Origin of the sequence: Hymenobacter psoromatis, from assembly GCA_001596155.1 — a bacterium.
Lineage (GTDB): Bacteria > Bacteroidota > Bacteroidia > Cytophagales > Hymenobacteraceae > Hymenobacter.
This window is the reverse complement of sequence record CP014771.1, coordinates 4,695,646-4,717,939: the sequence shown is the minus strand read 5'-3', so window position 1 is coordinate 4,717,939 and position 22,294 is coordinate 4,695,646. Positions and strand designations below refer to the sequence as shown.

Genomic DNA, 22,294 nt, shown 5'->3' with positions numbered 1-22,294 from the left:
TTCCTAAAGTCAAAGTGGAGTGGGAAAATATAGAAACTGTAAGTATTGAACGCAGAACTTCTAAAAAGAATATTGATGATTATTCAGCATTATTAGTTCTTTATTATTTAATTCAGGAAGAATTAATTTTATTTAATGCTCATATTTTTCTAAATTCAGTCACTAGTATTACTGCTATTATTAGAAAGGTAAAAAAGGCTTACAAGGGCACTAATTTAGCTAATCTAATAAAAATAGTTACCGCGAATACTAGTGAAAATAGAGCTAAATTAAAGAATGACTTAGGCACTGCTTACAAGATAGGATGCACTACCGATACTGCTAAAAAAATAAATTTCTATACTTCGACTGCATTTTCTGGACAAGACATATTTGATACACATGCTGTCAGCTACGTAATTGTTGATGGGAGAAAAGACCATACTAAAGTTGACATTACCACCACTATTCCTCAAATTATTGGCAGAATTAGAAACGCAGAGGTGAGAAACAAGCTAGTAATGCTTTATTCTGCTGATGAGTTTGATAAATACTTAGACAGAGACACTTATGAAGCTCAAGTAATGGGGCAGCTTGCAAAAGCTAAAGATGCAGTTGATGATTATCCAACTTCAAAAGAGGGAACCAAAGAGATGCTTAAAAATGGTGCTGCTAAGAGCGAATATTTATTTTACAGAAAAGAAACTGATGAATTAATAGTTAATGACATTGCTCAACTATCAAGATTAAATGCCTTTGACACTCAACATGCTACATACAAAGTAGCAAAAGGAAGTGAGAATAAATCTCATACATTCAAAATAAATGACATTGAATATAATTACGTTGGTAATCCTTTGCCTGAATTGGAAGGTATAAATAAGTTAGCATTAGCTCAGAAACCAGACTTTGAAACTCTGTGTCTAGATTACATCGATTATCAACAAAATTACGTATTTGCTTCACTTTTTAATCAAGTATTACCAGACGTTAGAGATGGAGATACATTAGATATTATTCAACAAGCTTATGAGAAATTAGGGTCAGAGAAGATGAAAGCATTAGGCTACAGACAAAAGGCATTTAAAGAAGAAATAATTAAAAAGGATAAGAAGACTAAAAACCATCAAAGAGTGAGAAACATTTTATGCTTGAAACCAAATGACGTACTTACTCTTCCTCAAGCGAAAGAAAAGTTGCAGGCAGCTTATTCCATTTTACAAATTGATGGCAAGCCCACTGCTAAGAACCTAGAAGATTATTATTGCATTCATTCTCAAAAAATAAAGCATCCAAAAACAGGTAAGCGGGTTGATGGAATAGTAATTGGTGCTTCTAAAGCAATTAATTTCAAATTGTAGTCTGTCACAAAATATTCTCAAGAGAATTCATTTAATAAGAGTTTTTGTAAGAATAATGCGACACACAATAATAATTAATTAGAGGATATAGTATTTATAATTATTCTAAATAACTACTTTGATTACGAGTGATAACAATTCAGGTTTTTAGCTGAGGTTATATTTCAGGTGATTGAAAAAAGAAGCACAGAGTCAGGAGTAGTTTCCTTTCCTGTGCTTCTTCTTTATGCCTCAGCTACACTAGTTAATCAAGTAGCTCACTGATTTTCTCAATTCCAACTGACTTATTAGAGTACGTCTTCATAATCAATTCAGTGCCTTCATGTCCTACAATTGAGGCAATAGTAGCTGGTGAAATGCCCTTAGATAAAGCAAGATTAATGAATGTGCGCCTACCTGTGTGGCAAGTAATCAGGCTGGGTTTAGGTTTGTACACCTTACTATCAGCCTTATTCTTGCCTTTATAAGTCTTCACAAGCTCCTTCTTCTCAGCAATTTCAGGAACTAGAGCACAAATATTCTTAATACGCTCATTAAAGTGCTGGCTAACCAGTGGCTTATAATCCTCACGAGCAAACAGCCTACATAGAATTTCATGAGCCTGCAAACTGATTGGAATCAGCAAATCAGTATCAGTCTTCTCGGTAATGACTCTGAGATTATTTTTCTCAATCTGCTCAGGCTTTACATAGCAGTCTGCCCAACGTAAACCTGTAAGAGACATTAAACAGAATACATCTCTAGTAATAGTGTCAGTTGGTTTACTCAAATCCAAGTCTAAAAGAGCTTGTAACTCATATTTATTAAGGTAGATGACATTATCATTCCGCTTCTTCTGAAACCCAAGTTTAAAAGACCGGAAAGATTTAAGGTCAAGTTGCAATTCATCTTCATAGTATAAAACTACGCTTTTCAGCTTGGTTACTAAGTCAGCAATAGAACCGGACTTCTTATCCTGCTTAATCAAGAAATTTTGAAACTCAGTTAAGGTAGTCTTGGTGATGTTGTCAATCCTCCATAATGGGCTGAATTTTATAATCCATTCTTTGAGGTTTGGGAACAGGCGAATTGAATTAGCTGCTAAAGTTTCTTTCCTAGCTAGAATGTACTTGTCAACGTAATCAGCCAAAAGCATATTTTTAAACAACCCTTGCTTTAGCTCCTCAGATTCAATAGCTACTTTCTTAGCTATTACAGCAGCCTCTAAGCCTCTCAATTCCTCATAAAGACATTCTAGTGCTGAGCCTAATATTTGAGCTGTCTGAGGCTTTAAAACAGTGCTTAAAGATGCCTTAACTAGTAGCTCCTCATAAGCAACCTGTATTACTGGCTTGGTAGGCTCTAGACCCTTGCCTTCACAATTTCTAGCTGCTGTCTCCATATCAGAAACTAGAGCTTGAATAGTCTTGTTGATTTCAGGAGCATTAGAGACACCAGCAGCCCTACCAGTCTTCAAATCAAAGTGGGCTGGTAAGATGCTCAGTCCTACACTACGCATGAAGTCAGAGTTCTTATGACGGTGAATCACGTAAATTTGTCTTTCATCTGCATCTTTAGAAGTTTGCAGGAGTTTAAAGCCGATTTTGGACATTTCAAAGAAGGTTAAAGATGAATGTTTACTTGATTTCAGAGAATAATCTTTTTACCGGCTCCCTATTGACCTTTTACCGGCATCAACTAAAAAACCTCATTTAAGCTCATTACAGAGCATTTTTTACTATGGCATTTGACATGATGGGCATGATGGGCAAGGTGAAGGAGCTGCAAGACAAGATGCAGCAGGCCCAGGGCCAGCTCCAGCACATTACCGCCACCGGCGAGGCGGGGGGCGGCTTGGTAAAAGCCACCGCTAACGGCCACCGCACCCTTGTGAAGCTCGAAATTGACCCATCGCTGCTGACGCCTGAGGACCGCGAAATGCTGCCCGACCTCGTGGTAGCGGCCGTCAACAAAGCCCTCGAAGCCGCCGGAGAAATGGCCAAAAGCGAACTGCAGCGCCAAACCAGCGGCCTGCTGCCCAACTTGCCGGGTTTGGATTTGAATAATTTTGGGATATAGGGGTTTTGAGCGGTCGCTCTTACTTAAATAAAGAACGGTGATGCTCATCTGGCGTTCGCTTGTGACCGTTATTTGCAAACCCTCAATCTTAATTTAATTCTATTTCCCCTTTGAACTGCGCCGACGTGGCCATTGTAATTCTCAATTACAATGGCGAACATTTTTTGCGGCAATTCCTACCGGCGGTGCTGGCGCACGCGGCCGGCGCGCGGGTGGTAGTGGCTGACAACGCCTCGACCGACGACTCGGTGCCGCTGTTGCGCCACGGCTTTCCGCAGGTCGAAGTGCTGGTTTTCAGCGAGAATTTGGGGTTTTGTGAGGGCTATAACCAGGCCCTGGCCCAGCTCGACAGCCCATTTTTCGTGCTGCTCAATTCCGATGTGGCCGTGCAGCCGGGCTGGCTGCCGCCGCTGCGGGCGCTGCTGGTCAGCAATGAGCGCATTGCTGCGGTGCAACCCAAAGTACTGTCTTTCAGCGACCCTACCCTCTTCGAGTACGCTGGCGGCGGCGGCGGCTACCTCGACCGGCTGGCCTACCCCTTCTGCCGGGGCCGGCTCTTCGACACGCTCGAAACCGACCGGGGCCAGTACGACGACGCGCGCCCCGTGGCCTGGGCCAGCGGTGCCTGCTGCCTAGTGCGGGCTAGCGTCTGGCGCGAATTGGGTGGCTTGGAGCCGGCGTTTTTTGCCCACATGGAGGAGATTGATTTCTGCTGGCGCGTGCAGAACGCGGGCTACGAAATCTGGTACACGGGCGGCGCGAGCGTGGTGCAGCACGTGGGCGGCGGCACTTTGCCCAAATCGAGCCCGCGCAAGACGTATCTCAACTTTCGCAATGGTTTGGCGCTGCTTTATAAAAACTCAGCTCCCAGCGAGTTAGCCGACGCATTCGCGCTGCGTCTGCTGCTCGATTGGGTGGCCGGGCTGCGCTTTCTGCTGGCCCGCAACTGGCCCGAGGCGCAGGCGGTGGGTAGGGCGCATTGGCATTTTTTCCAGAAACTCAGCTACTGGCGGCAGCGCCGCCGCCTAGCCCAGCCGCATTTGCTGGTGCGGCAGCGCGCGGGCACTTATGCGGGCAGTTTGGTGTGGGCGTATTTTGGCAGGGGTAGGAAATATTTTTCGCAGGTAATGGATAACATGCGGGCCTAGCGTGGTTCGCGGCGGGCTGCCGGCTTTTGGGCCGGCTGTCCACTCGTCGCGAGAACAAGCGGCGCGAACGACGAGCGGACAGCCGGCCCAAAAGCCGGCAGCCCGCAGCTATACCAACCTAAAAGCCTACCCTCAATGCCCGGCGCGGCCTTCTTCGTCGCTGCTGCCGGCGGCGTGCCGGGCCTGAGTTTTGCCGCTGCCTAATTTGCAGGTGAAGCTGAGCGACACCCGGCGGCTCTCGTAGCGGTTGGTCCAGTCCATGTTGATGTTGTTGTAGCGCACGGTGCTGAACCAGCCGTTGGTGTAAAACAGGTCGCTGAGCTTGAGGCTGAGGGTGGCACGGTCGGCCCACAGCTGCTTTTTGAGGCCGAGGTTGAACGCGCCGCTGGCTTTCAGGGCAAACAAGCCGCTCACCCCCGCCGACTGGTAATCGCCGCCCACCAACAGCTTGTAATTGCGCGGCAGCGCAAACGTGTGGTCGGAGCTGGCCGACCAGCCGAAGCGCGACAGGCGCACGTCCTGCCCCTCTATGCGGGTTTGCACTTCGCCGTACGTGACTCCCAACTGGTTGTCCATCCCCCAAATCTTGCCGATGTTGGTGTGGCCGCCCGAGGTCAGGCTGAGGGTAGTGGCTTGGTTGAGATTTTGGGTGGTGAGAGTTGTAACCTTGGTCTGGTCGTTCTGAAAAATGACGTCGCCCATCGCGGCGGTTTCGCGCAGGTAGCTCAGGCTCAGCACCTGAAAGCCCTTATGCGTGTAGTTGAGCACGAGCGAGTTGGATAGCGACGGGGCCAGGTAGGGGTTGCCCACGTTGACGGTATAGAAGTCGGTGTAAGAGATAAACGGGTTCAGGTTTTGGTAGGAAGGGCGGGTAATACGGCGGCTGCCGGACAGCCCCAGCTGGTCGTTATCGCTGAACTTGTAATTGGCAAACAGGCTCGGGAAAAGCTGAAAATAATCGCGCGCCACGCGCTGTCCGGTGGTCGGCGACTCGCCCAGGGAGTGGGTATGCTCGCCGCGCAGGCCGCCTTTTAGCTCAAGCCAGCCCAGGGTAATGCTCAGGCTGAGGTAGGCCGCCGTGATGGCTTCGTTGTACTGAAACTGGTTGGTGCGCAGCGAGTCAGTCCGCCAGTTACCGGCCAGCAATTTATCGAATTGAATGCTGCTACGGGTGGTTACCCAGCTGGCTTTGGCCCCGGCTTCGGCCCGCCATTTGGTGCCCGGCACGGGTCGCACGTAGTCCACCTTGACGGCCCGGATGGCCACGGCGGCGGCTTGCGCGCTGCGCAGCTGGCCGCCATCCTGGGCCACGTCGCTGAGTGGCGCAAAGAGCAGGTTGTTGAAGCGCTGGTCCTCCTGGCTGGTGTAGCGCACGTAGTCGGCGTCGGCGCTCAGCTCGTGGCCCAGGCTGTCGAAGGCCCAGCGGTAGTTCAGGTTGAGGCCGAAGTTGTTGCTTTGGCTGGTTTGGGGATTGTTGAGGGTGCGGCGGCCGGCAGGCTGGCCGGCCGCATCGGTCGTGGCGGATTCGGCGCTGGCCTGCGTGGTCTGGGGCGAAATCCCGCCGCGCACCTGCACGCCCACGGTTTGGCGGGCCGTGAGGGGTAGGTCGGCCCCGGCGGCGTAGCTCAGCGTGTGCGTAATGGGGTGCCAGTAGTTTTGCTGCTGAAAGAGGCTGTCGCGAATGCGGCGCACCACGTTCAACTGGTTGTAGGAGTTGTAGCGGCCGGCACTGACGCGGGCAAACAGGCGCGCCTTGCCCATATTATAGGCCAGGTCGGTGCTGAGGGAGCCTTTTTCGTAGCGGCCGTAGCCAGCGGTGGCGGTGGCCGTGCCGCTGAGGCCGGGCAGCTGCGAGCGCCGCAGCCGGATGTTGAGCACGCCGGCCGTGCCGGCCGCATCCATTGAGGCGGGCGGGTTCGGAATCAGCTCCACCTGGCTAATGGCCGAGGCGGGCAGCGACTTGAGGTAGGTGGTGAGCGCCTCGCCGCTCAGGTAGCTCAGCTTGCCGTCAATTAGTACCGTCACGCCTGCGCTACCCCGATACACGAGGTGCTCGTCTTTGTCGAGGGTCACACCGGGGGCTTTTTTGAGTACTTCGAGGGCGTTGTCGCCGGCCGTGTTCAGCCGCGCCACGTTCATAACCGTGCGGTCGGCCAGCTGCTCCAGCACGGGCAGGGTGCCGCGCACCGTCACATTCGCCAAGGCCGTGGCGGCAGGCGCAAGGCGCAGGGCCGGCACGGTGACGGGTGCGCCGAACACCACGAAAGCCGCGCTGCGGGCACTGCGGTAGCTCAGCAACAGGCCCCGCACGCAGTAGCGGCCGGGCCGGACGTTGGCAAACGCATAAGTCCCCTGCCCGGTAGCTATTTGGGAGTCAGCAATGCTGGAATCGGGCAGCTGCACGAGCACGGCCGTGGCAAAGGCCAGCGGCTGCCCGGCCCGGTCAAGCACGGTGCCGGCCACCGGAGTCTGGGCCGCAGCGCGCTGCCCAAGCCCCAGCAGAATTAATAGCAACAAGGCAGGGTAGCGAAAAGAGGGAGGTAGCTTCATCGGACAACGGGGGGTAGGCGGCGTGATGAAGCAAAGGTGAGTTGCCTCTTTTCTACCCGAAAAAAGATTATCCCAACCGCCCGGAACCTGATGCCACCGGCCACCGCTGGAGTTTTTCCGGTTCGCATTCCAAACCCCGGCTTTTGCATAAAAAAGGTGCGGGGCGCTACTAGGCAGCGGTAGTTTTGATGCCCCCTACCTCTTGCCCCAGCCATGCCTACCCCCACTCCCAAGCTCACGTTTCGCTGGCTCCTACTGGGCTGGCTGCTATATGGCGGCTACGCATTCGCAGGCGGATTTCTTCACTTCCGGACGAGCTTGCGCATCAGCCTCTGGCTTACGGCTTCAGAGCTGTTCATCAGCATAGCCGAGTTCTACTTTTGCTACCTCGTGGTGTATCCGCGCCTGTTGCGCGCGGGCCGGGGGCTGCGGCTGGCCGCCGCGCTGGCCGGCTACATCGGCGCGCGGGCGCTCATTGAGGAAGCGTTGTTTCCGGCCGTGCTGGGCTTCCGTAATTACTCGCCCGACACCACCACCATTTACTATATTTTCGACAATCTCTTCTACGGCAGCCCCATGATTTTTGCGAGCGCGGCCGTGTGGGCCAGGCGGGAAGCCCTGCTGCGCGAGCGCGAAAACTGGCAGCTGCGCACGGAAAAGCGCGCCGCGGAGGCGGCTTTTCTCAAAACTCAAATCAACCCGCACTTTCTCTACAACACCCTCAACATGCTCTACAGCCTGGCCTATCCCGTGGCCCGGCCCGTCGCCAGCGCCATCCTGAAGCTCTCGGAGCTGATGCGCTACATGCTACACGAAAACCCCGATGGCCAGGTGGAGCTGAGCGAAGAAATCGAGTACCTGCATAATTACCTGGCCCTCTACCACCTGCGCTTCCCCGGCAGCTTCCACGTTGATTTCGCCGTGTGCGGCGAGCCCGCCGGCCGCCGCCTCGCGCCGCTGGTGCTCATCCCCTTCGTCGAAAATGCCATCAAGCACGGCGTGCTGGACGACCCGGCGCACCCCGTAAGCGTGCAGTTGCACGTAGCGGCCGACGAGCTGCGGTTTGAAGTCAAAAACCACCGCGCCGACGGCCTCAAGGATGCCACCACCGGCATCGGCCTGCCCAACCTGCGGCGGCGACTGCACCTGCTGTATCCCGAGCGCCACACGCTGCGGGTGGAAGAAACGGAGGAGGAATTTCGGACCTTGCTGCGACTGGTGGGGTAGCCCATCGCCCATCGCACTTACCTCCCTACCCCCCCCTCATGATTCGCTGTCTCGTTGTTGATGACGAAGCTCCCGCCCTGGCCATTCTCGCCGACTACATCGGCCAGGTGCCTTTTCTGACGCTGGTGGGCACGACTACCAATCCCGTGGAGGGCCTCACGCTGGTGCAGCAGGGCCAGGTTGACCTGGTTTTTCTTGATATCCAGATGCCCCGGCTGACGGGCCTGCAATTTTTGAAGCTGGCTGGCAGTCGTTGCAAGGTCGTCCTCACTACGGCCTATCCTGAATACGCGCTCGAAGGCTACGAAAATGACGTGGTGGATTACCTGCTCAAGCCGATTTCCCTCGAGCGGTTCTTCAAGGCCGCCCAAAAGGCGCTGACCTTGCACCCTACCCTGGCCGCCGAAACGACGGCGGCCGCCGTTTCGGCGGCGGCTCCCGCTTTCTTACCCCCTGGCCACCTGTTCGTGAAGGGGGAAACCAAGAACAAGTTTCTGCGCGTCAATCACGCGGATATTTTATATATTGAAGGGCTGAGCAACTACGTCAGTATTCACCTGCCCGCTCAGCGCATTATCACTTACCAAAGCCTGAAAGAGCTGACCGAGACGCTACCGCAACCGCCCTTTTTGCGCGTCCACAAGCCCTACATCGTGTCGCTGGACAAGATTCGGATGGTGGACGGCAACACGATTTATATTCAGGACAAGCTGATTCCGGTCAGCGAAACCTACCGCGAGCGACTGTACCGGCTCATTCGAGAAGCGTGACTTGCCGCTATAAATCCCAGACCGTGCTACGCTGTTCCCGCATGGCGCGGCGCACGTTCATCCAGAAAGCACCGGCGAAATAGAGCACGATGGGCGAGCCAAACGTGAAGAAAGACGCGTACACAAACGAGAGCCGGATGCTGCGCGTACTAAAGCCCCAGCGCTGCCCCAGCGCCGAGCACAACCCGAAGGACTGCGATTCGATAAAGTCGGTGAGGCGGTGCATAAAGTGAATTTTGGATGGCGCTTTGGATGGCGCGTTGCAACTTTGTCGTGCTAATATACAACTTAATTAGCCGCCAACGTTACGATTGTCCTTACGTTCAGGCTCGGGTCGGGTTGCCATCCGGCTCGTTTTAGCCGTCGCTAATTTCTTTTCATTTGCGCTCATTCTCAATTAGTAAGCCGAAGGTGGGGGTAGGCCTGTCGGGTCTGTTGCTGGCTTTGCTCACGGGCTGTTCGCCCCTGCCCGCCATGCTCAAAACCGCCGAAACGGGCCGCCGCGTGCGCGTAGAGCCGGCCCCGCTCACGGCCGTGGGCGAGTCGGTGCCCTTCGAAGCCACGGCCAAAACCGCCGCCAAACATTTGCACAAAGGGGCGGTGTACGAAGTGCTGCTCACGTATCACTACGACCACGACCTGCGCCTCGACACGGTGGGTAGGCTCTCGTTTGCGCCGGGCGAGTTCACCTACGACGACTCGGTGAAGGGCCGCCTGGTGAGCCGCCGCCGCTTCACCATCCCCAACACGCCGCAGCGCTCCCCTGGCCAGCTCATGGCCCGCGGCCAGGTGCGCGAGCTAAAGCCCCACGGCAAAACGCTGACGGCCAGCACCGAAACGCTGGTGGCGCGCGGCATCTCGGACCCCGCCCGCCGCGTGGTGCTCGAAGACACCTTGCTGGCGCTGCTGCCCGAAACGGTGAGCAACGTGATGAGCGGCACTCGCATCCTACCCCTGTATTTTGACCAGGGTCAGTGGTTTATCCGCTCGCACCTGGGCACCAACATCACGGCCCTCGAAGACCTGATTGACCAGAACCAGCACACCCAGCGGGTACTCATCGCGGCCGGCCACTCGCCCGACTCCCTCGATGCCCACCAGCCGGCGCTGGCCAGCAAGCGGGTCAAGATGCTGCTTTATTACTATAAGCAGCGGGTGAAAGGCTTTTCATATCTTAATAAGGTGGAAGATATTAAGTTTGATACCTTGGCCTACCGCCGCAGCTGGGAGCTGCTGCTCAGCCAAGTGCAGCACTCCGTATTGAAGCCCGCGCAGCAGGATTCGGTGGTGAGCATCATCAACGACACGCACGGCACGTTTGCCGAGAAGGAAAAGGCGCTGCACAAACTCAGCTACTTCGACTACCTTGAGGACTATATTTACCCGGTGCTGCGCTGGGGCACGGTGGCCGTAACCTACACCGCGCCGCCGCGCTACGACTCGGAAGTGTATATTCTGAGCAAAAAAATTCTGGCCAAGGAAGCCGAGCTCGACGCCCTCACGCCTGAAGAGCTGCGCTACTCGGCCACCCTTACCCCCCTGCTGGCCGAGAAGCAGCGCATTTATGAGCTGGCCGCTGCCAGCACAGCCCGCTGGGAGGCTTTTTACAACCTGGGCACGGTGCTGGCCCTGCGCGCCGAGAAAGAATCGAGCCTGCGCGTGCAGCAGAATTACTACCACCGGGCGGCCATCAACTTTACGCTGGCGGCCCACCGCCACCCCACGGCCGAGCTGTTTTACCGTGCGGCCTCGGCCCACCACCACGCTCAGGAGCGCCTCGAAGCCTTGCAGGACTACGACTACGCCATTAAGCTGGGCGGCGAGCGCGACATCCTGCGCAAGGTTTTTTCGGATAAAGCGGCCCTGGAAATCCAGATTGGCCAGCCCGAGCAGGCGCTCACCAGCTTGCGCCTGGCCGGCCCCAGCTACCAGAACTACCTGAATCAGGGCCTGCTGCTGGTGCAGCGCGGCGCGTATGATGCCGCCGCCGCTCAGTATCACCTGGCCCTCGACCTGCGCCCACAGGCCGCCGCCCCGCACTACGGCTTGGCCGTGGCCGCCGCCCGCCGCCACGACGAGCCCGCGCTGGCCACCGAGCTGCACCAGGCCGTGCGCCTCGACCACGACCTCGCCACCCAGGCCACTGAGGACCTAGAATTTCAGGACTATGTGCAACGGCCCGCCTTCCGGGAAGCGCTGAAATTGTAGGGTAGGCCGGGGCTTGCTGAGGCGCTATCTTTGGCGCACTCGCGTAGGTAAGTCCCCCAGCCGACGGCTACTCTGTTGAAAAAGAGAAGCCCCGACTGTTGACGCAGCCAGGGCTTCGAGAAGTGTGGGGGTTTTCGTAGAACCCTTTTTCTTCCAACCAGATGAAAAAGGACAGCGTGAAGAGACTACTTAAAACCTGGTGCAAGCCGGTTTTTTTGGAGGTCCTGAAAGGATTAGCTAAAGGCTTCGGCCTCTACTTAATCGCTCATTACCTGCGGTAGTTGGGATTGGGAGTCGGGTTAGGGCCTGGCTCCCTTTCTTTTTCGATTTAAGAACGAAGTAAAGATAGCCAAAGTTGTACAAAAATGTTGCACAAACTTTGATGAGGTTGATGCTTCTGTCCCTTGGTAGCATTGATAGTATGTTTTCATCCTCATTACCCACGCCCGCGCCTTAACTTTACCCCGTTAACTTATTCTAACAGATGCGTACCATTCAATTCCGCGAGGCCCTGCGTGAGGCCATGAACGAAGAAATGCGCCGCGACCCGTCGGTTTTCCTGATGGGCGAGGAGGTAGCCGAATACAACGGGGCCTACAAGGTCAGCCAGGGAATGCTGGATGAGTTTGGGGCCGAGCGCGTGATTGATACGCCGATTGCCGAGCTGGGCTTTGCCGGCATCGGGGTAGGGGCGGCAATTAATGGCCTTAAGCCGATTATCGAGTTTATGACCTTCAACTTCTCGTTGGTGGCTATTGACCAGGTAATCAACTCGGCGGCTAAAATCTACTCGATGTCGGGCGGGCAGTATTCGTGCCCCATCGTGTTTCGCGGGCCGACTGGCAACGCCGGGATGCTCTCGTCGCAGCACTCGCAGAACTTTGAGAACTGGTACGCGAACTGCCCCGGCCTGAAAGTGGTAGTGCCCTCGAACCCCTACGACGCCAAGGGCCTGCTGAAAGCTGCCATCCGCGACCCCGACCCGGTGATTTTCATGGAGTCGGAGCTGATGTACGGCGACAAGGGCGAGGTGCCCGAAGAAGAATATATCCTCGAAATTGGCAAGGCCAACATCGTGCGCGAGGGGAAGGACGTGACGCTGGTCAGCTTCGGCAAAATGATGAAGCTGCTCTACACCGCCGCCGACGAGCTGGCCCAAGAAGGCATTAGCGCTGAGGTAATTGACCTGCGCTCGGTGCGCCCCATCGACTACGACACGCTTATCAACTCGGTGAAAAAGACGAACCGCATGGTGGTGGTAGAAGAGGCCTGGCCGCTGGCCAGCATCTCGGGCGAACTGGCCTACATGGTGCAGCGCCGCGCCTTCGACTACCTCGACGCGCCGGTTATCCGCATCACCTGCGCCGACGTGCCGCTGCCCTACGCCCCTACCCTCATCGAAGCGTCGCTGCCCAACGTGGCTCGCATCCTACAGGCCGTGAAGGAAGTAACTTACGCAAAAGCCTAAATCGACTGCGCTATCTAGCCTAAACGGCCCCCGCTGCCTAGTGCAGCGGGGGCCGTTTTTTTGGTTTATTCTCAGCGAGAAAAGAACTGCGAAAAGAACGTCATTCCGAGCTTGCCGAGGAATATCGCTCGCGTCGTTGCACGAAGCCTGAACGATTGCGAGCGAGATTCCCCGGCAAGCTCGGAATGACGTTCTTTCTTTTACCCTACTCCGCCAGAAATGTGGAAGTGAGGACCTACTCGCCGGTTTTGGAGCCGCTATCGCTGGCCGAGGTAGTAGTGGCTTTTTTGGCAGCGCCGGCCTTGGCGGCGGCCGAGCGCTGGGTTTTACCAGCGGCGGCGCTCACCTTGTCTGCGGCTTTTTTTACGGTGCCGGCGGCCTGGGCGGTGGCGCTGGTGGCGGGCTTTTTGGCGGCGGACTTGGCGGCTTTGGCCTTGGCGGAGGGGGTAGGCTTTTTCTTGGCGTCGGGGGCGAGGCCCACGCGGTTTTTCAGGTCATCGGTGAGGCCTTTGAACTGCTTTTCGAGGTCAGCGCGCTTGGATTCGCTGCTTTTTAGCAGGTCATCCACTATTTTTTTGCCCTCGTGCTCCGATATCTTGCTCTCTTTCACCAGCTTCTCGATGGCGCTCTGCATGGCTTTGTTGCCCTGCGACAAGAAGCCGACGCCGGTATTGATGAATTTCTTAAACAGGTCGTCCATGAGTGAAAACGGGGGAAATGGGTGAGAGGAAAAAACGGGTTTTTAAGGAGTAAAAACGGTAGGCCAGCCTGCCATTGGCCCCAAACTTATATTCCTCGCAAGGTAGGGTGCGGGGCTTGTCCCCGCCCGTCGTTGCCCGATTGGCGTGCGAGTCGTTCAACGACGGGCGGGGGCAAGCCCCGCACCCTACGCAAATTATTCCGCGACGGGAGGGTAGGCGCTAGCGGCCGGTGGGGGCGACCCTACCCCGCGTCAGGCGGCTCAGCTTATTGGCGCGGTAGCCTTTGATGGCCAGCGGAATCCAGCCCAGCACTGGGATGAAATAGGCCAGCACCAGCGGGTTGCGCCACAACAATTTCCAGAATGTGCCGGGCCGGTCGAGGTGCATGTTGAAGTCGCGCTCACCGTTTTTGACGTAGCGGCGCTCAAACTCGGTGAAGGCCGCGGGCCAGGCGAAGGGCAGGAAAAACGGGAAGTAGCGGCGGTTTTCTTTCATGCGCTGCCACAGCTCGCGCCAGCGGTACGGGTGCTGGCCGTGGGCGCGCACGGCGGCGTCCATCTCGGCCTGCATGCGCTGCCTGATTTGCTCGCTCAGGGCCAGCAGCTCGTCGCGGCTCAGCTCGTCATGCTTTTTGGCGGTGAGGTCGGTGGGCCGAATGCGGGTGCCCATCACGTAGGTGAGCTGGGCGGGCAGGGCCAGGTAAAAGGCCCAGGGCTGGACGATAACCAGCAGCAGCAGCAGCGTGATGGGCAAAAACGGGATGCCGATTTTTCGGGTCAGCCGGTTTATCCACTCAAAGCTATAAGCGTGGGGGTTAAGATATTCGGCATTAATAGTGTAGAAAGGCACGATGTCGGTGCCGTGCATCAGGCTCAGCCTCACCATACTAGTGGCCAGGCGCTGGAGCTGGTACTTGCGGTTGAAGCCCTTGCCGATGCCCGGCACGCCCTCGGGATACAGCATGAGGTTGTTTTCCTGGTAATACATCATGGTTTCGAAATTGAGCGTGGTGGCATCGACGCTGCCGCACTTTTTCCAGAAATCCGTGATGAGGTAGGGGTTCATCAGCCGGGTGGCCGAGAGCATGGGCGCCGACAGCGGCCGGGGCAAATCGCGCAGGTTGCCGCGGGTGTCCATCAGGTAGCGCCACAGGTGCGAGAGCGAAATAATGGCATCCCAGGGAAAAGCCATGCCCGAGTGGTTGGAGGCAAAAATCAGCGGCCGGGCCGGGTTGTTGCGCTGGGGGTAGGGCTCGAAGCCCACCAGCCGCGACCGAAACCACACCCGGTCGAGCAGCTGCAGGATGTTCTCGTCCAGCGTTTGGGTAAACTCCTCGTGAAAATGCTCGCGGTAGATGTGCTGATTGGCCCGAATGAGCGGCGGGGGTAGCGTATCGGGAGCGGCAGCAGGGGCGGGCATAGGGCAAAAATAAGCGGCCGCGAAAGATAGGATTTTAATGACAAATGACTAGCGACAAATGATTAAAAAGGGATGAAGAATTAGTAGTTCCTAGTCATTCGTCACTAGTCCAGGACTTACGCAAAATGGTTAACAACCAGCCCCACTGGGACTAAAAAAACAGCTCTTCGCGTAAGTCCTATAGTCATTAGAAATCAAATCTGCCTTTTGAGCCGAATGCTGGTCGTGTGCAGCTCGCCATCGTGGCGGCGCAGCAGCAGCAGCAGCACCCGGCCATCCTGCGAGTGCAGCAGGTGGCTCAGGTCGGTGAGGGACAGGACGTTGATGGGAAGAAAATTGACACTTAGCAGCTCCTCCCCTTCGGCGATGCCGGCCGAAGCCGCCGGCGAGCCGGGCACCACGCGCTGCACCAGGTAGCGGCGGTAGTCGGGGCCGGTGGCCAGCAGGTCGAGGCCGCACATATCATGCTCGAAGGGTTCGCGCAGAGTTGCCGTAGGACGCAGCAGCAGCTGGTGGTGGGGGTAGTCGATGACGGTGGTGAAGCGCTTGAGCACCTCGTAGCCGATGCTGCCGTTGCGCAGGCGCTCGGTGCCACTCAGGCGCTCATGCACCTGCGTCGAATCGGGGAAAGACGTGAGCACCTGGGGCAGGCGGTAGTGGCCCAGCTGCATGGTCGCCACCCGCCCCAGCGAGCCGCTGATGAGCCCCGTGAGGCCCCGGCCCAGGTCGGTGCGCAGGCGGGCCGCGGGCAGGTGCAGGCGCAGGTCGGAAGTGGTTTCGAGGCTGAGGGCGTGGCCCGCGCCGGTGTCGAGCAGCAGGCGCAAGGGCAGCGCCACGGCATTGGGGGTGGCGGACTGCTGCTGCACCAGCACCGTGAGGTAGGACTTGTCGTGGTCCAGCAGCAGCGGCAGGCGGGCCCAGCGGCGGCCACGGGGCGCGCGGTAGTTGGCGGGGTTGGTGAGCAGCAGCTCGTGCTGCTCGGGGCGAATAGTGACCACGAACGAGCGAAAGAGGTCGGCGCCGAGAATGCCGTGAATCGGCATGCCCACGTAGCCCGACAAGTCGAGCACGTCATTGCTAAGCAGCAGCCAAGTCATTCCGGGCGCCTCGGCGCGGCCGCTCAGGCTCACGCGCACGTTGGTGGCCTCGTAGGCGCGCAGGCCGCTATCGGTGCCGCCCACGCCCAGCAGCTTGTATTCGGAGCCGCGCGCGAGGTGCAGCGAATCGGCCAGGGTAGGGTCGGTGAGCAGGCTGGTGCCCACGCCGGTATCAAGCAGAAAATTGTAGGGTCCGTGCCCGTTGAGGCGGGCGGCCACGATTATCAGGTTGCGCTGCATGGTGAAGGGCAGCCGCGCCTTATGCCGCCCGGGCCGGCTAATGATAAACGTCGCCGGCGTGGTTTGGGCCTGCCCTACCCCTGCTTGGAGGAGCAGACTCAGCCCCAGCGCCAGCCAGCCCACCCGCAGGCCAGCCACCCAACCCAACAACGCAGAAATTTGCATAGCACTCGGCAGCTTTAACCAGAGAAAGGTTAAATATACAACGAGTTAGCAGCCTACGCAAGGCAATGTGCGGTAAGCTTTAGCTTGCCGTTTGCCGGCCAAGGCAAGCTAAAGCTTACCGCACATTCCCCCGGCCGGCAAGCCAGCGCCTACCCCACGCTTGCCCAGGTGCCGGCGGGGTCGTAGTGCAGCATTCCGGCGCGAATGTGCAGCGGCGCGGCCAGGTTGTTATCGTACAATTGGCCGGTTCCCAGGCCCTGGGCAAAGCCGGCCACGTCGTATTCGCCCGTGAGCTGGGCCACGGCGTTGAGGCCCACGTTGGATTCGAGGGCCGAGGTTATCCACCAGCCAATGCCGCGCGCCTCGGCCAGGGCAATCCAGCGGCGGGTGGCGGCGTGGCCGCCCAGCAGCGTGGGCTTGAGCACCAGGTAGGGCGGGCGCACGGCATCGAGCATTTTTTCCTGATGAGCGGGGTCGGTGAGGCCAATAAGCTCTTCATCGAGCGCCACGGGCACCGGCGACTCGCGGCACACCCGCGCCAGAGCCGGCCACTGCCCCGCCGCAATGGGCTGCTCAATAGAATGCAGGTCGAAGCGGGCCAGCGCGGCCAGTCGGGCCGGGGCCTCGGCGGGCGCGAAAGCGCCATTGGCATCAACGCGCAGCGTGAGCCGCGCGGCATCGGCCTCAGCCCGGATTTCGGCCAGCAGCGCCAGCTCGGTTTCGAAATCCAGGCTGCCGATTTTCACCTTCAAGCAGGCGTAGCCGGCGGCCAGCTTCTGCCTGATTTGCGCACGCATAAAGGCCGCGTCGCCCATCCAGACCAGTCCATTTATCGGCAGGCCGGCCCGGCCCTGACTAAATTCGTTGGCATACAATTGGTGCCTACCCCCCCCGGCCAGGTCGAGCGCGGCTGTTTCGAGGGCGAAACGCAGGGCCGGCAGCGTAGCGGGCACCAACGCCGCGGCGGCCGCGGCCGGCAACACCGAGTGCCCCGCCTGGTTGAACTGCCGGCAAAAATCAGCCACCGCGCCTTCAAAGTCGGGGCTGTAATCGGGGCTGAGGCCCGCCAGCGGCGCGGCTTCGCCCCACCCCACGAGGCCGGGCTGGCGCGCAGTGCGCAGCGCCAAATAATAGGCCACGTGCTCGGTGAGCGCCCCGCGCGAGGTGCGGGCCGGGAAGTTGAAGTGCAGCGCCCGCCGCTGGTAAGAAAGTGTTAGCATGAGCGCGCAAGGTAAGTAATTAACTGGTTGAGTGAGTTAGCGATTGGCCTTCTAACCTGCGCATCAGGCAAGGACCGTTCAGGCAAGGACCAACTCACTCAATCACTTACTCACTCTTTTTTGGGCCGCGACGGCTTATTTGGCCTCCTTTGCGGCCAGCGGCGCGGGCTTCTTCCGCCGAAAAGCGGTGGCCGCGGCCACTCTCGTGCGAGGCGCGGCCGCCGTCGCTGGCAATGCGCCGCTGCTGCTCGGGCGACATGGCCGCGAAGCCGCGGCGGCTTTTTTCACCCACGCGCCGGGCGGGGCGCTTGGGCACGTTGGGGGGGGTAGGCGACAGGGAAACCGGCCGGCTTGGGTTTAGGCTACTCGTACTCATTTAAGGGGAGAATTTGTTAGCTAAAATGTAGTGATAATGGCCTGGCAAATGCGCCAGTGGGTGCTGGCCAATGCAAACCATGTTAGCAAGGCAGAAATTCCGTCGCGCCAAAAATTTTCCGCGCTGTTGCCGCTAGCTGCGTGTCGCCCCGCCGCAGAGCGCCGGCAGGGCAGCATTTTGCCGGGTTGCCAACGGGGCCGGCGTCCATAACCCAGGGCGGCATCTGGCAGTTACAGCAGCAGTTTCGCGCCCAGCTGATTTCCTTCGCTTATGAATTTTGCTTCCCTGCCCTACCCCCCCGCGGCCCCCGCGCCGCAAGCGGCGCTGCCGGCCCACTACCAGGCCGTGCGCGCCCAGTCGGTGGCCCTGGTGCAGCCCCTGCTGCCCGAAGACACGGTGGTGCAGCCCTCGCTCGACGTGAGCCCGCCCAAGTGGCACCTGGCCCACACCACCTGGTTTTGGGAAACGATGCTGCTCCAGCGCTTTATGCCCGATTACGAAGTGTATGACCCGCAGTACGCCTACCTGTTCAATTCGTATTACAACTCGCTGGGTTCCAGGGTAAACCGCGCCGACCGGGGCACGCTCTCGCGCCCGCCGCTGGCCGACGTGCACCGCTACCGCGCCTACGTGGATGAGCACATGGCTGCGCTGCTGGCCCGCCTGCCCGAGCTGCCCGCCACCGCCACCGAGCTGGTCGAGCTGGGCCTGCACCACGAGCAGCAGCACCAGGAATTACTGGCCACCGATATCAAGTACATCCTCAGCACCAACCCGTTGGCACCGGGCTATTTAGACAGTGAAGAATTAAGAGTGAAAAGTGAAGAGTTAGCCGATAATAATCTACTTAATAACTCTTCACTCAGCGAAGCGACCTGGCTGCCGGTGCCGGGCGGCATTTATGCCATTGGGCATCAGCAGGAGGGTTTTTCGTTTGATAATGAGCTGCCGGTGCATGAGGTGCTGGTCGCGCCGTTTGAGCTGCAAAACCGACTGGTGACGAACGGCGATTTTTTGCAATTTATTGAGGCGGGCGGCTACCGGCAGTTTCAGTTCTGGTTGGGCGAGGGCTGGGATTTGGTGAACCGCGAGGGCTGGGCGGCCCCGCTCTACTGGTCGCAAACCGCTGAGGGCCAGTGGCAGCGCTACGGCCCGACCGGCCTGGCACCGCTCAACTTGGCGGCGCCCGCGTCACATATCAGCTTCTACGAGGCCGATGCTTACGCGCAGTGGGCCGGGGCGCGCCTGCCCACCGAGGCCGAGTGGGAAACGGCCGCCCGCCACTTCGGCGCCACGCCCGAGGGCGGCAACTGGCTCGAAAGCGGCCATTTTGACCCCCTACCCCTACCCCCCGACGCCGACCCCACGCGGTGCCACCAGCTGCTCGGCGACTGCTGGGAATGGACCTATTCGGCCTACCATCCCTACCCCGGCTACCAGCGCGCGGCCGGCCCGCTGGGCGAATACAACGGCAAGTTTATGGTCAATCAATTGGTGCTGCGCGGCGGCTCGTGCGCCACGCCCGAGAGCCATATCCGCCTCACTTACCGCAATTTTTTCCACGCCGATAAACGCTGGCAGTTCACGGGCCTGCGGCTAGCGCGTTAGGTGGTGAGCAGGGAGCAGAAGAACGTCATGCTGAGCTTGTCGAAGCATCTCGCTCGCGCCGTTAAGTAACCCAGCGGCGCGAGCGAGATGCTTCGACAGGCTCAGCATGACGTTCTTTTTTGTTTTTAAATCAGCCGCTTAGCTTTTTTCCGGCGTGAGCCACTTTTCGAGACGCACGGGCTGGTACTGTGCCATCGCGTCGAGCAGGGCGGCGGCGTTGGGGTTTTGCAGCACCTGGCCGCGGTTTTCCTGACGCAAAAAGGCCTCGGCGCTCATGTGGTCGAGCAGCGCCAGCAGCGCGTCGTAGAAGCCCTGGGTGTTGAGCAGGCCCACCGGCTTGCCGTGCAGGCCCAGCTGGCCCCAGGTCAGCACTTCGAATAATTCTTCGAGCGTGCCGAAGCCGCCGGGCATGGCTACGAAGCCTTCGGCCAGGTCGGCCATGAGCAGCTTGCGCTGGTGCATGGTGTCCACGATATGCAGCTCGGTGCAGCCCCTGTGCGCCAGCTCCTTATCAGCCAAAAAGCCGGGGATGACGCCAATTACCCTACCCCCCTCGGCCAGCACGGCGTCGGCGATGGTGCCCATGAGGCCCACGCAGCCGCCCCCGTACACGAGGGTGAGGTCGCGACGAGCTAGCTCACGACCCATTTCCTGCGCTTGTTGGGTATAAATTTCCTGGTTGCCGCTGCTGGAGCCGCAGTACACTGCTACGCTTTTCATATTATTCATTATCAGTAAATTAAGAACGTCATTCCGAGCTTGCCGAGAAATCTCGCCCGCTTCATTGAACGAGGCCCGAACGATGCGAGCGAGATTCCTCGGCAAGCTCGGCATGACGTTCTTAAATTTACTATTTGGACCTTTACATGCGCTCGGGCACGTCGATGCCGAGCAGGCCGAGGCTGGTTTTGAGGATTTCGGCGGTTTTGTCGGAAAGGGCCACGCGGAAAGCTTTTTTCAGCGGGTTAATATCTTCCTTCAAAATCGGCACTTCGGTGAAGAAGCGGTTGTAGCTTTTGGCCACGTCGTAGGCGTACTGCGCCACCACGGCGGGCGAGAGCGAACGGGCTGCTTCGGCCACTACCCCCGCGTAGCCGGCCAATTGCTGAATCAGCTCCTGCTCAGTGGGTTGCAGCGCGTCTAACTGGCTGAAATCGGTAATTTCGGCTACCCCTTGCTCCAGCGCTTTGCGACGAATGGACGAGATACGGGCGTAGGAATATTGGATAAACGGCCCCGTGTCGCCTTCCAGCCGCACCGACTCCTCGGGGTTGAAGAGCATGCGCTTTTTGGGGTCAACTTTCAGCAGGTAATACTTGAGCGCGCCCAGGCCCAGCGTGTGGTAAAGCTGCGTTAATTCCTCGTCGCCGAGGCCTTCGGTTTTGCCTTTTTCGAGGGTCGCGGCTTTAGCGGCTTCTTCCACCTCCTTCACCAGCTCATCGGCATCCACTACGGTGCCTTCGCGGCTTTTCATCTTGCCCGAGGGCAAATCGACCATGCCGTAGCTGAGGTGGTGAATGGCGTCGGCGTAGGACTTGCCCAGCTTTTTGAGCGTGGCTTGCAGCACCTGCATGTGGTAGTTCTGCTCGTCGGCGATGACGTAGATGCTGCTGTCGTAGCCAAAATCCTGGTATTTCAGCTCGGCCGTGCCCAGGTCCTGCGTGATGTAAACGCTGGTGCCGTCGGCGCGCAGCAGCAGCTTTTCGTCGAGGCCTTCGGCCTGTAAATCAACCCACACCGAGCCGTTTTCTTTTTGGAAAAACACGCCTTTTTGCAGGCCTTCGGCCACGCGCTCCTTGCCCAGCAGGTAGGTGCCCGACTCGTAGTAAAACTTATCGAAATCGACGCCGATGTTGGCGTAGGTGGCGTTGAAACCGTCATAAACCCAGCCGTTCATGCGGTGCCAGAGGGCCATTACTTCCTCGTCGCCAGCCTCCCACTGTTGCAGCATCTGCTGAGCTTCGAGCATCAGCGGCGCCTGCTTTTTGGCGATTTCGTTGGCCACGCCTTCGGCTTCTAACTGCCTGATTTCCTCGCGGTAATGCTTCTCGAAGAGCACGTAATATTTGCCAGCCAGGTGGTCGCCTTTGAGGCCCGCGCTCGCGGGCGTGGTGCCCTCGCCGAAACGCTGGTAGGCAATCATCGACTTACAGATGTGGATGCCGCGGTCGTTCACGAGATTGGCCTTGGTGACCGTAGCGCCGGTAGCCTTCAGAATCTCGGCCACGCTGTAGCCCAGAAAGTTATTGCGCAAGTGGCCCAGGTGCAGGGGCTTGTTGGTGTTGGGCGACGAATACTCAACCACCACATTTTTGGGGCCGTCGAAGGGCACGGGCGCGCCGGCCGGCTGGCTCAGCAGCTCGCCGAAGAGCTTGAGCCACTCAGCATCGGCAATTTCGAGGTTCAGGAAACCCTTGACCACGTTGTAGCCGCGCACGGCGGGCGCGTGGGCTTGCAGCCACTCGCCCAGCGCCTGGCCAATGGCTTCGGGGCCTTTGCCGAAGGCTTTGGTGAGCGGAAACGTGACGAGGGTGAAGCTGCCGGCGAAGTCCTTGCGCGTGGGCTGGAGCACGAGGCTGGCGGCGGGAATTTCCTGTCCGAAAGTGGCCTGGGCGGCCGCTTGCAGGGCGGTTTGGAGGGTTTGTTCTAGCTGTTGCACGGCGGCAAAGGTACGGCGGGGCGGCGGGCCCAAATACCCG

General features: G+C 57.9%; 17 protein-coding genes. 7 read left to right on the top strand and 10 right to left on the bottom strand.

The features are described 5' to 3' along the window. Positions 1–1,584: 1,584 nt before the first annotated feature. Entirely contained in the window at positions 1,585–2,931 is a 1,347-nt protein-coding gene (locus tag A0257_20060; GenBank protein ID AMR29160.1) for a hypothetical protein, read from the bottom strand. Positions 2,932–3,059: 128 nt separating this feature from the next. Between A0257_20060 and A0257_20055 the strand changes: the two genes are divergently transcribed. Together A0257_20055 and A0257_20050 are read left to right on the top strand one after the other, a co-directional pair. Then, on the top strand, positions 3,060–3,398 hold the full coding sequence (locus A0257_20055) for a DNA-binding protein (protein AMR29159.1): 339 nt from the start codon (positions 3,060–3,062) through the stop codon (positions 3,396–3,398). Between the two features lie 110 nt (positions 3,399–3,508). Then, a complete protein-coding gene (locus A0257_20050) occupies positions 3,509–4,546 on the top strand; it encodes a glycosyl transferase family 2 (GenBank protein AMR29158.1) in 1,038 nt (345 codons plus the stop codon). Between the two features lie 132 nt (positions 4,547–4,678). Here A0257_20050 and A0257_20045 read toward each other — a convergent pair whose 3' ends face one another. Continuing rightward, positions 4,679–7,096 (bottom strand): hypothetical protein, encoded by a 2,418-nt coding sequence (locus A0257_20045; GenBank protein ID AMR29157.1) that lies wholly within the window; start codon positions 7,094–7,096, stop codon positions 4,679–4,681. 213 nt (positions 7,097–7,309) lie between these two features. Here A0257_20045 and A0257_20040 point away from each other — a divergent pair, with 213 nt between their 5' ends. Then, on the top strand, positions 7,310–8,323 hold the full coding sequence (locus A0257_20040; protein AMR29156.1) for a hypothetical protein: 1,014 nt from the start codon (positions 7,310–7,312) through the stop codon (positions 8,321–8,323). Between the two features lie 38 nt (positions 8,324–8,361). Then, the gene (locus A0257_20035) at positions 8,362–9,093 is read left to right on the top strand and encodes a DNA-binding response regulator (GenBank protein ID AMR29155.1); all 732 of its coding nucleotides are present in this window, start codon (positions 8,362–8,364) and stop codon (positions 9,091–9,093) included. Between the two features lie 7 nt (positions 9,094–9,100). Here the strand turns inward: A0257_20035 and A0257_20030 are convergent, their stop codons facing one another. Then, positions 9,101–9,319, bottom strand: a complete 219-nt coding sequence (locus A0257_20030; GenBank protein ID AMR29154.1) for a PspC family transcriptional regulator — start codon at positions 9,317–9,319, stop codon at positions 9,101–9,103. Between the two features lie 185 nt (positions 9,320–9,504). Here A0257_20030 and A0257_20025 point away from each other — a divergent pair, with 185 nt between their 5' ends. After that, complete coding sequence (locus tag A0257_20025; GenBank protein ID AMR29153.1) at positions 9,505–11,301, top strand: hypothetical protein; 1,797 nt, start codon at positions 9,505–9,507, stop codon at positions 11,299–11,301. A 484-nt stretch (positions 11,302–11,785) separates the two neighbouring features. Then, a complete protein-coding gene (locus A0257_20020) occupies positions 11,786–12,769 on the top strand; it encodes a pyruvate dehydrogenase (GenBank protein ID AMR29152.1) in 984 nt (327 codons plus the stop codon). A gap of 235 nt (positions 12,770–13,004) precedes the next feature. On the opposite strand, the gene A0257_20015 is transcribed toward A0257_20020, so the two are convergent. The 5 genes from A0257_20015 to A0257_19995 all read right to left on the bottom strand — a co-directional run bounded on the left by A0257_20015 (position 13,005) and on the right by A0257_19995 (position 17,870). Beyond that, the gene (locus A0257_20015; protein AMR29151.1) at positions 13,005–13,469 is read right to left on the bottom strand and encodes a hypothetical protein; all 465 of its coding nucleotides are present in this window, start codon (positions 13,467–13,469) and stop codon (positions 13,005–13,007) included. Between the two features lie 220 nt (positions 13,470–13,689). After that, positions 13,690–14,889, bottom strand: a complete 1,200-nt coding sequence (locus A0257_20010; GenBank protein ID AMR29150.1) for a hypothetical protein — start codon at positions 14,887–14,889, stop codon at positions 13,690–13,692. Positions 14,890–15,083: 194 nt separating this feature from the next. Then, entirely contained in the window at positions 15,084–16,391 is a 1,308-nt protein-coding gene (locus A0257_20005) for a hypothetical protein (GenBank protein ID AMR29149.1), read from the bottom strand. A 149-nt stretch (positions 16,392–16,540) separates the two neighbouring features. After that, on the bottom strand, positions 16,541–17,611 hold the full coding sequence (locus tag A0257_20000) for an o-succinylbenzoate synthase (GenBank protein ID AMR29148.1): 1,071 nt from the start codon (positions 17,609–17,611) through the stop codon (positions 16,541–16,543). A 106-nt stretch (positions 17,612–17,717) separates the two neighbouring features. After that, positions 17,718–17,870 carry a general stress protein gene (locus tag A0257_19995; GenBank protein AMR29871.1) on the bottom strand — a complete coding sequence of 51 codons (153 nt, stop codon included), beginning with the start codon at positions 17,868–17,870 and terminating at the stop codon, positions 17,718–17,720. Positions 17,871–18,332: 462 nt separating this feature from the next. On the opposite strand from A0257_19995, the gene A0257_19990 reads away from it, so the two are divergent. Then, positions 18,333–19,595 (top strand): hypothetical protein, encoded by a 1,263-nt coding sequence (locus A0257_19990; GenBank protein AMR29870.1) that lies wholly within the window; start codon positions 18,333–18,335, stop codon positions 19,593–19,595. Between the two features lie 138 nt (positions 19,596–19,733). Here the strand turns inward: A0257_19990 and A0257_19985 are convergent, their stop codons facing one another. Further along, on the bottom strand, positions 19,734–20,315 hold the full coding sequence (locus A0257_19985; protein ID AMR29869.1) for a Rossman fold protein, TIGR00730 family: 582 nt from the start codon (positions 20,313–20,315) through the stop codon (positions 19,734–19,736). Between the two features lie 142 nt (positions 20,316–20,457). Beyond that, positions 20,458–22,254 (bottom strand): arginine--tRNA ligase, encoded by a 1,797-nt coding sequence (locus tag A0257_19980; GenBank protein AMR29147.1) that lies wholly within the window; start codon positions 22,252–22,254, stop codon positions 20,458–20,460. Positions 22,255–22,294: the final 40 nt, after the last annotated feature.

Bases quoted from the DNA above. Each gene is read 5' to 3' on its own strand.
- A0257_20060 (AMR29160.1), bottom strand. From the start codon at position 2,931: ATGTCCAAAATCGGCTTTAAACTCCTGCAAACTTCTAAAGATGCAGAT.
- A0257_20055 (AMR29159.1), top strand. From the start codon at position 3,060: ATGGCATTTGACATGATGGGCATGATGGGCAAGGTGAAGGAGCTGCAA.
- A0257_20045 (AMR29157.1), bottom strand. From the start codon at position 7,096: ATGAAGCTACCTCCCTCTTTTCGCTACCCTGCCTTGTTGCTATTAATT.
- A0257_20040 (AMR29156.1), top strand. From the start codon at position 7,310: ATGCCTACCCCCACTCCCAAGCTCACGTTTCGCTGGCTCCTACTGGGC.
- A0257_20035 (AMR29155.1), top strand. From the start codon at position 8,362: ATGATTCGCTGTCTCGTTGTTGATGACGAAGCTCCCGCCCTGGCCATT.
- A0257_20030 (AMR29154.1), bottom strand. From the start codon at position 9,319: ATGCACCGCCTCACCGACTTTATCGAATCGCAGTCCTTCGGGTTGTGC.
- A0257_20020 (AMR29152.1), top strand. From the start codon at position 11,786: ATGCGTACCATTCAATTCCGCGAGGCCCTGCGTGAGGCCATGAACGAA.
- A0257_20015 (AMR29151.1), bottom strand. From the start codon at position 13,469: ATGGACGACCTGTTTAAGAAATTCATCAATACCGGCGTCGGCTTCTTG.
- A0257_20010 (AMR29150.1), bottom strand. From the start codon at position 14,889: ATGCCCGCCCCTGCTGCCGCTCCCGATACGCTACCCCCGCCGCTCATT.
- A0257_20005 (AMR29149.1), bottom strand. From the start codon at position 16,391: ATGCAAATTTCTGCGTTGTTGGGTTGGGTGGCTGGCCTGCGGGTGGGC.
- A0257_20000 (AMR29148.1), bottom strand. From the start codon at position 17,611: ATGCTAACACTTTCTTACCAGCGGCGGGCGCTGCACTTCAACTTCCCG.
- A0257_19995 (AMR29871.1), bottom strand. From the start codon at position 17,870: ATGTCGCCCGAGCAGCAGCGGCGCATTGCCAGCGACGGCGGCCGCGCC.
- A0257_19985 (AMR29869.1), bottom strand. From the start codon at position 20,315: ATGAAAAGCGTAGCAGTGTACTGCGGCTCCAGCAGCGGCAACCAGGAA.